This is a genomic window from uncultured Paracoccus sp., from assembly GCF_945915435.1.
Taxonomy (GTDB): Bacteria; Pseudomonadota; Alphaproteobacteria; order Rhodobacterales; family Rhodobacteraceae; genus Paracoccus.
In genome coordinates this window covers 52418-66676 of sequence record NZ_CAMEFG010000001.1, presented here as the reverse complement: position 1 = coordinate 66676, position 14259 = coordinate 52418, and the positions used below count along the sequence as shown (strand labels likewise).

Below are 14259 nucleotides of genomic sequence, written 5' to 3'. Positions count from 1 at the left end.
CCTCTTTCTTCAATGCGGCCTGTGGACATGGGCCGATTGCACCATGCCGAAGGCCATCAGCAGGATCATCATCTGCGTGCCGCCATAGCTGACCATCGGCAAGGGCGCGCCGACGACGGGCAGCAACCCCAGCACCATGCCGATATTGACGGCGAAGAACAGAAAGAACGTGCCCGCGATGCCGATGGTCAGCAGGCTGGCGAAGCGGTCGCGGTTGGTCAGCGCCGAGAAAAGGCAGAAGCCCAGGATCAGCGCATAGAGCATCAAGAGCGAGAACGCCCCGACAAAGCCGAACTCTTCGGCCAGGGTGGTGAAGATGAAGTCGGTGTGTTTCTCGGGCAGGAAGTTCAGCCGCGATTGCGTGCCCTGCATGAAGCCCCGCCCCGACCACCCGCCCGAGCCAAGCGCGATCTGCGCCTGCGTGATGTTGTAGCCCGCGCCAAGCGGGTCCGATCCGGGGTTCAGGAAGGTGTCGATGCGGCGGAACTGGTAGTCGCGCAGCAACTGCCAGTCGGTCCCCCGGCTGGCAAAGACGGCATAGACCAGCCCGGCCACGCCGCCGATCACCGCGCCGAAATACCAAAGGCTGACCCCCGCCGCCAGCATCACGATCCCGCAGCCCGCGACCAGCATGATCGCCGTGCCAAGGTCGGGTTGTTGCAGCACCAGCCCGGTCGGGATCAGCGCCAGCACGACCGGCACCAGCACCCACAGGGGGCGCGACACCCGGTCCAGCGGCAGCCAGTCGTAATAGGCCGCCAGCATCAGCACCAGCGAGATCTTCATCAACTCGGACGGTTGCAGGCGGAAAAAGCCCAGGTCCAGCCAGCGCTGCGCGCCCATGCCGACGTCGCCGAACAGGTCCACCGCGACCAACAGCAGGATGCAGATGAGGTAAAAGGGAATGGCGATGGTGCGCCAGAACCAGATCGGCACGAAGGCCAGCGCCAGCATCAGCACCATGCCGATGCCGAAGCGGATCATCTGCGGTTGCGCCCAGACCTCGATCCGCCCGCCCGCGACCGAATAGAGCATCAGGAACCCGAAGCTGGCCACCGCCGTCAGCAGAAAGACCAGCGGCCAGTTGATATGCAGGATCTTGCGGATGCCGGTCGGGACCTGCGCGACCTTGTAATCGAGATAGCTCATCAGGCCCGCGCCCGTCCGCTTTGTGCGACCACGGCGTTCGGCGCAAGGTTCATGCTGTCGAAAAGTTCCTCGACCCCGCCGCGCTGGCCGGGGGGGTAGGCGTCCAGCGGCGGCAGGCCGCCGTTCAGCGCAAACAGCAGGATGTCGCGTGCGATCGGGGTGGCGGCAGAGGCCCCGCCGCCATGTTCCACCACGACCGAGACCGCATAGCGCGGATGGTCATAGGGCGCATAGCCCACAAACAACCCGTGATCGCGCCGGTTCCAGGGCAACTGGTCGTTGCGCACCACGCCCCGCGCCCGTTCGGCGGCGGTGATGTTGCGCACCTGGCTGGTGCCGGTCTTGCCCGCCACCCGCCATTCCGGAATGACCACGCGCGACCCCCGCGCCGTGCCGCGACTGGCGTTCATCACGGCGTCCATTCCCATGCGAACCGTGCGTAAATTCAGCGGGTTGATTCCCATATCCTCGAATTCGGGCGAGGGTTCGGGGATGCCGTTCACGGCCCTGATCAGGCGCGGTTCCACCTTCAGCCCCGTCGCCAGCCGCGCGGTCATCACCGCCAGTTGCAAAGGCGAGGTCAGCACGAATCCCTGGCCGATACTGGCGTTGATCGAATCGCCCACCTGCCATTCCTGGCCGTGGCGGTTGCGTTTCCACTCGCGGTCCGGGGCGATGCCCTCGGCCACCGCCGACATGGGCAGGTCGTGGCGCATGCCAAGGCCGAAGCGGCGGGCCATTTCGGACATCCGTTCGATTCCGACGCGCTGCGCCAATTCGTAATAATAGACGTCGCAGGATTGTTCGAGGCTCTGGATCGCATCGACCGAACCGTGGCCGCCCCTGCTCCAGCAATGGAAGCGGCGACCGGCGACTTGCAGATAGCCGGGGCAGTAGAAACGCGATCCGGCATTGATGATGCCCGCCTCCAGCCCCGCCAGCAGGGTGATCATCTTGTAGGTCGAGCCGGGCGGATAGACGCCCTGCACGGTCTTGTCGGCCAGTGGGCGGTGGTCGTGGTTCAGCAGCGCCCGGTAATTCGGCCCCGAGATCCCGCGCACGAACATGTTGGGATCAAAGACGGGCGAGGACGAAATCGCCACGATATCCCCATTCGTCACGTCGATGACAACGGCGGCGGCGCTTTCCTCGCCCAGCCTCTGGGTGCAGAAATTCTGCAAACCGGCGTCCAGCGTCATCTGCACGGCGGCGCCCTGCTGGCCTTCCTGGCGGCTGAGTTCGCGCATCTCGCGCCCGGCGCTGTTGACCTCGACCCGGCGGGCACCCGCCTTGCCGCGCAGGTTTTCCTCCAGCCGGGCCTCGACGCCGACCTTGCCCAACTGGAACTCGGGCAGGCGCAGCACGGGGTCGGGGCTTTCGATCCGGGACAGGTCGTAATCCGACACCGGGCCAACATAACCCAGCACATGCGCGAAATCGCCGCGCTGCGGATAGATGCGCGACAGGACCGATTCGGGGGTGATGCCGGGCAGCGCCGGCGCGTTCAGCGCGATGGCGGCGAATTCGTCCCATGTCAGGCGGTCGGCAACGCTGACGGGGGTGACGGCGGGGCGGCGCATGATCTCGGCGATGACGGCGGCTGCCTGGGCGTCGGTCATCGGGATGATATGGCGCAACCGCGCGATGACGGCGCTGACATCGCCCGCTTCCTCGCGCGTCAGGGTGACGCGATAGTTCTGCTCGTTTCCCGCGATCACGGTGCCGTTGCGGTCCAGGATCAGCCCGCGCGCGGGTGGCAACAGCCTGATCTTGATCGAGTTTCCGTCCGCCAGCAGCCGATACTGGTCCGCCTGTTCCAACTGCATCGAGCGCAACCGCAACCCCAGCACCCCGATCACCGCCGCCTGGATCGCGCCGATCAGCACCCCCCGGCGCGAGACCGAGCGCGAGCTTTCCATGATTTCCTTCGGCGATTTGCGCATGGTTCAGCGGTGCCTCATGATCTCGGCCTCGGCGATGGCCAGCCGGCGCAGCCCCAGCAGCCAGCGCGTCGCCAGTGCCACGAAGGGATAGGCGAAGGCCGTCGCCAGGAATTGCAGGAAGACCTGCCCGAACGAGGGCAGTTCCAGAAAGGCGACCGCCTGCATGAAACGATTGGCCAGCATCATCAGCGCGAAAACCAGGACGACCCGGCCCCATTCAACCATGAAAGGATGCTCGCGCCAACGGGGTTCACGTAGCCGCGCGGCCTCGGTTCCCAGGACGACCACGGCGGCCCACAGGCCCGGAGGACGCATCAGGACGATGTCCTCGACCATGAAAACGGCGGCGATCAGCAGGACCGGCACCTGTTCGGGGCGGCGCAGAACCCAGACGAAAGCCAGGCACAGCGTCAGGTCTGGACCGGGCAGGGGGATCGCGCCGGGACTGATCGGCAGCAGCCGGACCAGCAGCAGCACCAGCGCGATCAGCGCAAACAGCACCATGCCCATAAGCTGGCGGCGTTTGAGCGGGTCAATCATCGGCGCCGTTGCCTTCCGGCATGGTCCAGGGTGGCAGCGGCGGGCCGACGAAATCGGCGGAAGGCGGCGGGATCAGCCGCCCGCTGTCCGACAACCGCTCGGCCGGGTGGCTGCGCAGCACGCGCAGGAACTCCAACCGCCCGTAATCGGCGGACATGCGCACCCGCAGCCGCCCGTCGGTGGCCAGCGCGACCTGTCCGACCAGCAGCCCCGGCGGAAAGACCCCGCCATCGCCCGAACTGACGACGCGGTCGCCGGGGCGCACGTTTTCGGGGCTTTCGATGAATTCAAGCACCGGCAGGGGGGTGTTGTCCCCGCTCAGCAACGCATGCTGCCCCGAGGGCTGGATGGTCACCGGTATCCGCGACGAAGGATCGGTCAGCAGCAACACGCGGCTGGTGGTCTCGCCCACGCCCGAGATGCGCCCGACCAGCCCCAGCCCGTCCATCGTGGCCCAGCCATCGACGATCCCGTCGCGCGCGCCGACATTCAGCAGCACCGACTGGCGAAAGGGCGTTCCGCTGTCGGTCATCACCACGCCCGAAACCGAGGTCAGCGCTGGGTCGATCCGCACGTTGTTCTGCGCCAGCAGCTTGGCGTTTTCCTGTTCAAGCTGGACGGCGGCCTCTTTCCAGGCGGACATGGTCTGCAACTCGCGCCGCAACTCCTGGTTCTGTTCGTAGAGGCGCGAATAGGACTGGAAGCTGCGCACCATTCGCGTCAGGTGGGTCGCGGGCGACATCACCCATTCAAAGCTGGGCACGAAGCGGTCGACGAAGGCCGCGCGCATGCGTTCGGCCCGGCTGCCCTCGATACGCCAGAACAGGAAGGCCGCAAGCAGCGCCAGCACCAGCAGAAAGATCAGGATCCGCCGGACCGGGGTGGCGAAATCTGGCCCCTTGCGCGCCATGACGGCCTAGCTGTCGTAGTCGATGACGTGGCGAAGCTGCTTTTCGAATTCCAGCGCCTTGCCGGTGCCCAGGGCGACGCAGCTCATCGGTTGGTCGGCCAGGCTGACCATCAGGCCGGTTTGCTCGCGCAGCGCAAGGTCCAACTCGCCCAGCATGGCGCCGCCGCCGGTCAGCATTACGCCACGGTCGACGATGTCGGCGGCCAGGTCGGGGGGCGTGGCCTCCAGCGCGGCCATGACGGCCTCGCAGATCTGCTGGACCGGCTCGGTCAGCGCCTCGGCCACCATCGCCTGGGTGATCTCCATCTCCTTGGGGATGCCGTTCAGCAGGTCGCGCCCCCGCACCATGATCGCGGCGCCGCGCCCATCGTCGGGCATGCGCGCCGTGCCGATCTGGGTCTTGACCCGCTCGGCCGTGGATTCGCCGATGAAGAGGTTGTGGCTGCGGCGCAGGTAGCTGATGATCGCGTCATCCATCCGGTCGCCCCCGATGCGGACCGAACGTGCATAGACCACGTCGCCAAGCGACAGCACCGCCACCTCGGTCGTGCCGCCGCCGATGTCGACGACCATGCTGCCGGTCGGATCGGTGATCGGCATGCCCGCACCGATGGCCGCCGCGATGGGTTCCGCGATCAGCCCGGCCTTGCGCGCGCCCGCGGAAATCACCGATTGCCGGATCGCGCGCTTTTCGACCGGAGTCGCACCGTTCGGCACGCAGACGATGACCTTGGGCTTGGAAAACGTCGTGCGCTTGAAGACCTTGCGGATGAAATACTTGATCATTTCCTCGGCGCTGTCGAAATCGGCGATGACGCCTTCGCGCATCGGGCGGATCGCCTCGATGCTGCCGGGGGTGCGGCCCAGCATCAGCTTGGCGTCTTCGCCCACCGCGAGGACCTGTTTCTTGCCGTCCTTGACGTGAAACGCCACGACCGAAGGCTCGTTCAGGATGATGCCCTTGCCCTTGACATAGATCAGCGTGTTCGCCGTCCCAAGGTCGATTGCGATATCGGTCGAAAACAACCCGCCGAATGCCATGCCCGCCATACCTTTCGCGCCGGTTTTCCCGGCCTGCCCATCTTGCCCTGCGCCCCGGCCGGAATCGCCGTTCCGCCGCGATGCGCCCATATATTCCGCGCCGCGCCCGTATGAAAGCCCGTTTCGCTGAACCATCGGGTTTTCTTGCCTGTCCCCTTAGCCCGTGGCGGCGGATTTCGCAAAGGTTTTCACTTGTCGTTAGGCTTCATCTGGCCGATAGATCAGGCTGTTTTTCGGTGTTTTCGAGTGGGGTGCAGAGGTTTCGTTCATTGGATGACCTGGTTTCTGAAAATGCGCTTAATGATGCTGTATCATATGGTTATGAATAAATGATGAACCGGATTGTGGGAGTTTGCCGTTTTGCCTTCCTCGGCAAGGGTGACTGGATCGGCATGACCAGCCCCGCCGTCGCGCGGGATCAGGCGCGGCTGGAACGGCAGGCCCGGCACCTGTTCGAGGACCAGCGCATGCGGCTGCGGCTGCACACGCTGGAACATATCACGCTGGCCGGGCTGAAGGCGCAAAGCGATCAGGATTTCGATTTCGTGATCCTTGGTTCGACCCGGATGCCCCGAAAATGGCAAGAGGCGCTGCGCGCAGTCGCCGCCACCCTGCCGCAGGCCCGCGTGGTCTTTTCCGACGCCACCCATACCGAGGACGCGCTGCGCCCCATCCTCACCGCCGTGAAGCAGGAAACCGGGGCGAATGCGCTGCAATTCCGGCTGGACGACGACGATGCGGTGGGGATCTCCTTCATCGCCACGCTGCGGCAGAACGCGCAGCGGCTGCGGGGGCTGCCGCGCTTCGCGCTCAGCTTTCCGCGCGGCCTCAGCGTGATGACATATGACGGCCAGCCGCCCAGTTTCTGGCGCACGTGGCGGCCCTTCGTCGGGGCAGGGGTCGCGGCGCGGTTGATGGTGGCCGGCCGCTCGATCTATGCCGTCAACCATTTCGAACTGCCGCGGAACCTGTTTTCCTGCCTCGACCCCTCGATCACCGGGCATCTGGTCTTGCGTTGGGACCAGGGCGATACCGCGCGCGAGGGCACGCCGCGCCACCCCTGGGGCTACGAGCCGCTGACCCGGCCCGAGTTCGACGCCGAGGTCGCGGACAGCTTCCCCTTCCTGGCCGGTTTCGACTGGTCGTCCCTGCGCCGTCCAGCCTGAAATAAAGGGCGCAGGATCCACCCGCGCCCTTTACCGGATCAATGCGAATACATCGTGATTTCCTTGGCATCCGCGTCCTTGCCGGTGCGGGCGCGGCGCAGGATCAGGTTGTTCAGCGCACCGACATAGGCCTTGACGCTGGCCAGGATCGTGTCGGTGTCGGCGGACTGGCCGTTGACGATGCGGCCTTCCTCTTCCAGCCGGACGCTGACGGTGGCCTGCGCATCGGTCCCCTCGGTCACGGCATGGACCTGATACAGTTGCAGCCGCGCGCTATGCGGAAAGACCTGCTTGACCGCGTTGAAGCAGGCATCGACCGGCCCGTCGCCCGTGGCCTGAACGGTCTGTTCCTGCCCGCCGACGATCATGGTCAGATCGGCCGACTGCCCGTCGCTGCCGCAGACGACCCGCAGATGCTTGACCTGCAAGTGATCGTCGCCGGTATTGGCGGTGCTGTCCTGCATCAGGGCGACCAGATCCTCGTCGAAGATTTCCTTCTTGCGATCGGCCAGCGCCTTGAAGCGCACGAAGATGTCCTTCAGCGCATTGTCGCCCACCTCATAGCCCAGGTCGTGCAACTTGGCCCGCAGCGCCGCACGGCCCGAATGCTTGCCCATTGCGATGTTGTTTTCGTTCAGCCCGATGTCGGCAGGGCGCATGATCTCGAAGGTCTCGACGTTCTTCAGAACACCATCCTGGTGGATGCCCGATTCGTGCAGGAAGGCGTTCTTGCCCACGATCGCCTTGTTGAACTGCACCGCAAAGCCGGATGCCTGCGCGACCCGCCGCGACAGCCCCATGATCTTCGTCGTGTCGATGCCGGTCGAATAGGGCATGATGTCGTGGCGAACCTTCAGCGCCATGACGACCTCTTCCAGCGCGGTGTTGCCGGCGCGTTCGCCCAGGCCGTTGATCGTGCATTCGATCTGGCGCGCGCCGGCCTCGACCGCAGCCAGGCTGTTGGCCGTCGCCATGCCCAGGTCGTTATGACAATGGGTGGCAAAAATCACCTCGTCGGCGCCCGGAACCCGCTCCAGCAGCATGGCGATCAGCGCCGCCGATTCGCGCGGCGCCGTATAGCCGACGGTGTCGGGAATGTTGATCGTGCTCGCCCCCGCCTTGATCGCGATCTCGACCACGCGGCACAGATAGTCATGCTCGGTCCGGGTCGCATCCATCGCCGACCATTGCACGTTGTCGCACAGGTTGCGCGCATGGGTCACGGTCTGGTGGATGCGGTCGGCCATCTGGTCCATGTCCAGGTTGGGAATGGCGCGATGCAGCGGAGAGGTCCCGATGAAGGTATGGATCCGCGGGCGTTTCGCATGCTGCACGGCTTCCCAGCAACGGTCGATATCCGGGATCTGGGCGCGTGACAGCCCGCAGATCACGCTGTTCTGCGCCTGCCGCGCGATCTCGCTCACCGCCGCAAAATCGCCTTCCGAGGCGATGGGAAAGCCCGCCTCGATCACGTCGACGCCCATCTCGTCCAGCATCTGGGCGATTTCCAGCTTTTCGGCATGGGTCATCGTGGCACCGGGCGATTGCTCGCCATCGCGCAGGGTCGTGTCAAAGATCAATACATGGTTCTTGTCGGTCATGGCCGGTCCTTCTTACGTGCAAATTCCTGAGATTTCGTTAATCCGGGCACGAACCCCACTGAGCGGCGGCCCGGAAGACCCGCTCAGCGAAGCGTAAGAAGAAGCAGACCGCGAAGGGACACGGCAAGACGCGCGCCGTTCTGCGCGTTCCTGGCCGAGGCGATATGATGTCGCGTCCGAGTCATGGCGCCACTATAGCCACCCGATCCGCCGCTTGAAAACCCCTGAATCGGAACGAAGAACGGGAAAGACCGGCGCCCGCTTTCTTCATCACCCAAATACCCATGTCGCAACCATGCGGCCCGCGACACCGCCCGTTCAGCGCGCCAGCGCCCGCCAACCGATGTCGCGGCGATAAAACCCCTCGGGCCAGTCGATCGCTTGGGCCAGCGCATAGGCCCGCTCGCGCGCCTGCGCGAGGCTGTCGCCCCGCGCGGTCGCGGCCAGGACGCGCCCGCCCACTGCGACGATCCGGCCGTCCTTCGATGCGGTGCCTGCATGAAAGACCTTGCGAAACCCGTCGTCGGGCAGATCGTCCAGCCCGCCGATCACGCTGCCCTTTTCATAGCTGCCGGGATAGCCCTTCGCGGCCAGAACCACGGTCAGGGCGTGGTCCTCGGCCCAGTTCACGCGGGCATTGTCCAACTGCCCGTCGGTGCAGGCCAGGATCAGGTCCAGCACCTGCGCGCCAAGCCGCATCATCAGCACCTGGCATTCCGGGTCGCCGAAGCGGACGTTGTATTCGACCAGCCTCGCCTCGCCCCCGTGGATCATCAGGCCGACGTAAAGCACGCCCTGGAACGGGGTGCCGCACCGCGCCATCTCGGCGATGGTGGGGCGCACGATACGGGCCATCACCTGCTCTTGCAGCGCGGGCGTCAGCACCGGCGCAGGCGAATAGGCGCCCATGCCGCCGGTGTTCGGCCCGGTGTCGCCGTCGCCCACGCGCTTGTGGTCCTGCGCGCTGCCGATGGGCAGGCAATGGGTGCCGTCCGACAGGACGAAGAAGCTGGCCTCTTCGCCCTGCATGAATTCCTCGATCACGACCTCGGCCCCGGCCTCGCCGAACTCGCCGCCCAGCGCGCGGTCGACGGCCTCCAGCGCCTCGGGGACGGTCATGGCGACGGTGACGCCCTTGCCGGCGGCCAGCCCGTCGGCCTTCACGACGATGGGGGCGCCCTGCGCGCGGATGTAGCCGCGCGCCGCCTCGGCATCGTCGAACCTTGCCCAGGCGGCGGTCGGCGCACCGCAGGCGTCGCAGATTTCCTTGGTGAAGGCCTTGGACGCCTCAAGCCGCGCCGCGGCGGCGGAGGGACCGAAGACCTTGATCCGCGCATCAGCCAGCGCGTCCGAGACGCCCGCGGCCAGCGGTGCCTCGGGTCCGATCACCACCAGGTCGACCGAGGCTTCCTCGCAAAAACCGATCACGGCGGGGGCGGACATGATGTCCAGCTCGACGCAGCGCGCCACGTCGCCCATCCCGGCATTTCCCGGTGCGACGAAAAGCCGGTCGCACTTGGGGTTCTGGCGGATCGCCCAGGCAAGCGCGTGTTCCCGCCCGCCGCTGCCAAGGATCAGGATGTTCATGCGTGGCCCTTTCTAAATCTGCGCCTGCGTTCTAGTCTGCCGCCCTGCAAGGAACAAGGTGGCGGTGCATGGATCTGCTGGACGACGAGGCTCAGGGCGACAACGCCCACGAATACACGGTGTCGCAGATTTCGGGGGCGGTCAAACGCTCGATCGAGGATCAGTTTGGCCGCGTCCGCGTGCGGGGCGAGATCGGGCGGGTCTCGCGCCCGGCCTCGGGGCATCTCTATTTCGACCTCAAGGACGACCGCGCCGTGCTGGCCGCCGTAACCTGGAAGGGACAGGCCGCGCGATTGCAGACCCGCCCCGAGGAAGGGATCGAGGTCATCGCCACCGGTCGCCTGACGACCTTCCCCGGCCAGTCGAAATACCAGATGATCGTCGAGGCGATAGAACCCGCAGGCGCGGGCGCGCTGATGGTCATGCTGGAAAAGCGCCGCAAGGCACTGGCGGCCGAGGGGCTTTTCGACGATGCGCGCAAGCGCCCGCTGCCCCGGCTGCCGGGGGTGATCGGGGTCGTCACCTCGCCCTCGGGGGCGGTGATCCGCGACATCCTGCACCGGCTGCGCGACCGCTTTCCCAGCCATGTCCTGATCTGGCCCGTCGCCGTGCAGGGGCAGGATTGCGCGCCGCAGGTCGCCGCCGCGATTCGCGGCTTCAACGAATTGCAGCCGGGCGGGGCGATCCCGCGCCCGGACCTGATTATCGTCGCGCGCGGCGGCGGCAGCCTTGAAGACCTCTGGGGCTTCAACGAGGAAATCGTCGTGCGCGCCGCCGCCGACAGCGCCATCCCCCTGATCTCGGCGGTGGGGCATGAAACCGACACGACGCTGATCGACTTCGCCGCCGACATGCGCGCGCCCACGCCCACGGCGGCGGCGGAGATGGCCGTGCCCGTGCGTGCCGATCTTGCCGCCCGCGTGGCCGAGGCCGGGCTGCGGATGATGCGCGCCCAGCAGGGCAGGGTCGGGCAGCAGCGCCAGCGGCTGCGCGACCTTGGCCGGGCGTTGGGACGGCCCCAGGCGCTGACCGACGGGGCGCGGCAGCGGTTCGACCTCTTCGCCCAGCGGCTGGAGCCTGCCCTGCGCGGCTTCGTCCGCACCCGCCGCGACCGGCTGAGCGCGCTGCCCCTGTCGCTGGCCTCGCTGCGGCGCTTCCTGCGCGGCTGGCGCGAGCGGCTGGCGGTGCTGGCCGCCCGGCTGCAACCCGCCGAAAGCCGCGCCCGCCAGCGCCGTGCCGACCGGCTGAAGGACCTGGGCGAACGGGTGGCGCGCGCGCGCCAGCGCGGGCTGGCCGATGCCCGACGCCAGACCCTGCGCGACCGGCAGGCGCTGGCGGCGCTGGCTGCGCGGCTGGCGGCATCCGGCCCGCGCATCGTCCAGACCCGGCGCGAGGGGCTGCAACGCCTGGACCGGCTGCGCCAGACACTGGGCTACCGTGAGACCCTGGGGCGCGGCTTCGCCATCGTCCACGGCCCGAAGGGGTTGATCGCCTCGGCCGAGGCCGCGCGCGGCGTCCCGGCCTTCCAGGTCGAGTTTCACGATGGCCGCATCACCGCTCGACCCGATGGCGAAGGCCCCCCGCCCGCCCCGGAAACCCCGCCCGCGACCGAGGCCAGACCCAGGCGGCGCAAGCCTGATCCCGGTGGGCAGAAGTCGCTGTTCTAGACTGTTCCAGGCGGACCTGCCGCAGCCCCTGATGCGCCCTGTCGCGGCGGCGTGAGACGCGGGTCGGGTTTTGCCGCGGATGCGCTAGCCCTGCGTTCGCGGGTTTTCGCGCGGGCGCAGCCTCAGCCAGATCAGCATGCCGCCGGCCAGCACCAGCAGCGGGATCATCGCCAGGTTGACGGCGTTCCAGCCCTGTTGGGCATTCCCGCCCAGGCAGTTCATCAGCCCGCCCGACGACAGCGAGGCCAGGAATACCCCGCCAAAGACCACCGCATCGTTGATGCCCTGGATCCGCTCGCGCTCCTCGGGGCGGTGCGAGCGGGTCAGCAGCGCCGTCGCCCCGATATAGCCGAAGTTCCAGCCCAGCCCCAGCAGGATCAGCGCGCCGTAGAAATGCGCCAGCTCGACCCCCGAAAGCGCGACCAGCGCCGCGCCCGCCAGGATGGCGATGCCCACGAAAATGACTTGCGGCGCGCCGTATCGCGCGATCAGGAACCCCGTGAAGAACGAGGGCAGGAACATCGCGACCACATGCAGGCTGACGATATTGGCCGCATCCGTCGTCGCAAAACCGCAGCCCACCACCGCCAGCGGGGTCGAGGTCATGACAAGGTTCATCAGCGCATAGGCGATGGTGCCGCAGATCATGGCGACGGCGATCTCGGGGGTGCGCATCAACTCGCGCAGGGGGCGGCCACGGGGGGCGCCCTGGGCGGGTGCGGGCGGCTTGGGGATGTCCAGGAAGGCGAAGATCACCGGCCCGGCAAGGTTGATCAGCAAGATCACGCCATAGGTCGCCATGAAGGGCACGGCGGTCAGGCTTTCCGTCTCGCGCACGATCAGCGCCCCCAGCAGCGCCGAAACCAGCCCCGCCGCCAGCACATAGGAAATCGCCTTGCCCTGGAACTCGGGCGGGGCGGTGTCGGTCGCGGCGAAGCGGTAAAAGCCCTGCGCCGCCATGTAGACGCCCGTCAGCAGCGCGCCCAGGCAGAACAGCACGAAGGACTGATACCACAGCCCCGCCAGCGAGATCACGGCGCCCAGCACCGCCGAAAGGCAGGCCAGCAGGAAGCCCGCGCGCCGCCCGTGGCGCTGCATGAAGCCCGCCAGGGGACGCGCCGACAGCGCCGAGCCGAGGATGAAGATCGACAAGGGCAGCGTGGCGATGCAGGGGCTTGGCGCCAGCATCTGCCCGATCAGCCCGGCGACGGTGAAATTGACGGGCATCTGCGCGCCAAGGATGGCCTGGGCCAACGCCAGCACGGCGACATTGCGCCGCGTCCGCGGCATGTCGTGGGTCGCGGTGTCCGTCATTTCTAACCCCTTGCCAGCCCCGCGGCGGCCTGCGCCAGCGCGCGGATGCCGTCCCAGTTGCCCTGTGCCAGGTCGCGGTCGGGAACGATCCAGCTACCGCCGACGCAGCGCACATTGGGCAGGGCAAGGTAGTCCGGCGCATTCGCCGCGCCGATCCCCCCCGTCGGGCAGAAAGAGACATGCGGCAAGGGCGAGGCCAGCGATTTCAGCGCGCGCGCGCCGCCCGCGGCTTCGGCTGGAAAGAACTTCAGCATGCGATAGCCGTGATCGGCGGCGCGCATGATCTCGGATGCTGTGACGGCGCCGGGCAGAAGGGGCAGGGCGGCATCCTCGGCCGCGCGGATCAGCCGGTCGGTTGCGCCGGGGGACACGGCAAAGCCCGCGCCCGCATCCTGCGCGCGGTGCAGGTCGTCGGGCGTCAGCACCGTGCCCGCGCCGACATGGGCGCCGGGAATCCGGGCCATGCGTGAAATCACATCCAGCGCGGCGGGGGTGCGCAGCGTCACCTCCAGCACGGGCAGGCCGCCATCCACCAGCGCGCGGGCCAGCGGCTCGGCGGTCTCGGGGTCGTGGACCACCAGGACCGGAATGACCGGCGCAAGCCCGGCGAGTTTCAGGATCTGATCGGATTGCAGCTTCGGGTTCATGCGGGCCTCGGAAGGGGCGGGGATAACGGTCGGCCCAGGGGGCGCGCGGCGCAGCCTGCGCCTTTATGCCCCCGGACGCAAGCCCGTCAGCCGCCGAAGGACCGCCCGCCGCCCCGTGCCGTGGCCGACCGCCCGAAGCCGCCGCGCTGCTGCACCGCCGCCTGGCTCAGCGGCGGCTGGCCCATCGTCGTCGGTCCGCGCGTGAAGGTCTGCGCCGCGACCTTGCCCGTGCCGCGGTTGCTGGCAAAGCTCTGGTCGCCCTTGGCGGTCGAATAGCGCCCGTCCGCCGTGTTCACCATCGGCTGCGAGAAGATGCCGCCGCCGCGCGCCATCATCGAACCCATCATGTAGCCCACCAGCAGCGGCATGAAGGAAAACCCGCCGCCGCCCGTGCCCTGCGCGCCTTGCGCGGGATCGTCGCCGCAGTTTCCGACGCCGTGTTCCTGCTCGCACAGCTCTTTCGATTCGTAGCGGGGTGCGGTTTCCAGGTATTCCTGCTGGGCCGCCGCGAAAGTGGTGCGGCAATCGTCCTCGGTGAACCAGAGGCTGTTTTCCTGTGCCGCCGCGACGCAGCTTTGCAGGTCGGGGAAGGATTGCGCATCGACGCGGTCGTCCTCGCAGGCGGCAAGGCCAAGTGCGGCCGAACCGGCCAGAAGCAGCGCAACGTGACGTGATCTCTTGCGTTTGGCCATGA

The 14259-nt window shown here is 67.4% G+C and carries 12 protein-coding genes; 2 read left to right on the top strand and 10 right to left on the bottom strand.

Annotated features, from left to right (window positions below):
• Positions 1-9: 9 nt before the first annotated feature.
• Genes rodA through Q0O97_RS00345 form a run of 5 tightly spaced genes read right to left on the bottom strand, consistent with a single transcriptional unit; the run spans position 10 to position 5583 of the window.
• Positions 10-1149: a rod shape-determining protein RodA gene (gene rodA, locus Q0O97_RS00365; RefSeq protein WP_294923149.1), complete on the bottom strand. Its 1140-nt coding sequence runs from the start codon at positions 1147-1149 to the stop codon at positions 10-12.
• On the bottom strand, positions 1149-3092 hold the full coding sequence (gene mrdA, locus Q0O97_RS00360) for a penicillin-binding protein 2 (protein ID WP_294923147.1): 1944 nt from the start codon (positions 3090-3092) through the stop codon (positions 1149-1151). The genes rodA and mrdA overlap by 1 nt, the downstream gene beginning before the upstream one ends.
• A 3-nt stretch (positions 3093-3095) precedes the next feature.
• The gene (locus tag Q0O97_RS00355) at positions 3096-3632 is read right to left on the bottom strand and encodes a rod shape-determining protein MreD (protein ID WP_294923144.1); all 537 of its coding nucleotides are present in this window, start codon (positions 3630-3632) and stop codon (positions 3096-3098) included.
• Positions 3625-4542, bottom strand: coding sequence for a rod shape-determining protein MreC (mreC, locus tag Q0O97_RS00350; protein ID WP_294923142.1), 918 nt, complete (start codon positions 4540-4542; stop codon positions 3625-3627). Before mreC ends, Q0O97_RS00355 begins: the two co-directional genes overlap by 8 nt.
• A gap of 6 nt (positions 4543-4548) precedes the next feature.
• Entirely contained in the window at positions 4549-5583 is a 1035-nt protein-coding gene (locus tag Q0O97_RS00345; protein ID WP_294923138.1) for a rod shape-determining protein, read from the bottom strand.
• A gap of 332 nt (positions 5584-5915) precedes the next feature.
• Between Q0O97_RS00345 and Q0O97_RS00340 the strand changes: the two genes are divergently transcribed.
• Positions 5916-6749 (top strand): glycosyltransferase, encoded by an 834-nt coding sequence (locus Q0O97_RS00340; protein WP_294923135.1) that lies wholly within the window; start codon positions 5916-5918, stop codon positions 6747-6749.
• Between the two features lie 38 nt (positions 6750-6787).
• Here Q0O97_RS00340 and Q0O97_RS00335 read toward each other — a convergent pair whose 3' ends face one another.
• Positions 6788-8350 carry a 2-isopropylmalate synthase gene (locus tag Q0O97_RS00335; protein WP_294923132.1) on the bottom strand — a complete coding sequence of 521 codons (1563 nt, stop codon included), beginning with the start codon at positions 8348-8350 and terminating at the stop codon, positions 6788-6790.
• Between the two features lie 318 nt (positions 8351-8668).
• Positions 8669-9937 carry a phosphoribosylamine--glycine ligase gene (gene purD / locus Q0O97_RS00330; protein ID WP_294923129.1) on the bottom strand — a complete coding sequence of 423 codons (1269 nt, stop codon included), beginning with the start codon at positions 9935-9937 and terminating at the stop codon, positions 8669-8671.
• Between the two features lie 68 nt (positions 9938-10005).
• Here purD and xseA point away from each other — a divergent pair, with 68 nt between their 5' ends.
• Positions 10006-11604 (top strand): exodeoxyribonuclease VII large subunit, encoded by a 1599-nt coding sequence (xseA, locus tag Q0O97_RS00325; protein ID WP_294923126.1) that lies wholly within the window; start codon positions 10006-10008, stop codon positions 11602-11604.
• Positions 11605-11688: 84 nt separating this feature from the next.
• Here xseA and Q0O97_RS00320 read toward each other — a convergent pair whose 3' ends face one another.
• The 3 genes from Q0O97_RS00320 to Q0O97_RS00310 all read right to left on the bottom strand — a co-directional run bounded on the left by Q0O97_RS00320 (position 11689) and on the right by Q0O97_RS00310 (position 14257).
• Positions 11689-12918, bottom strand: a complete 1230-nt coding sequence (locus Q0O97_RS00320) for an MFS transporter (protein ID WP_294923123.1) — start codon at positions 12916-12918, stop codon at positions 11689-11691.
• Positions 12919-12920: 2 nt separating this feature from the next.
• Positions 12921-13565, bottom strand: a complete 645-nt coding sequence (gene eda / locus Q0O97_RS00315; RefSeq protein WP_294923119.1) for a bifunctional 4-hydroxy-2-oxoglutarate aldolase/2-dehydro-3-deoxy-phosphogluconate aldolase — start codon at positions 13563-13565, stop codon at positions 12921-12923.
• 86 nt (positions 13566-13651) lie between these two features.
• Complete coding sequence (locus tag Q0O97_RS00310; protein WP_294923117.1) at positions 13652-14257, bottom strand: DUF1190 domain-containing protein; 606 nt, start codon at positions 14255-14257, stop codon at positions 13652-13654.
• Positions 14258-14259 lie beyond the last annotated feature (2 nt).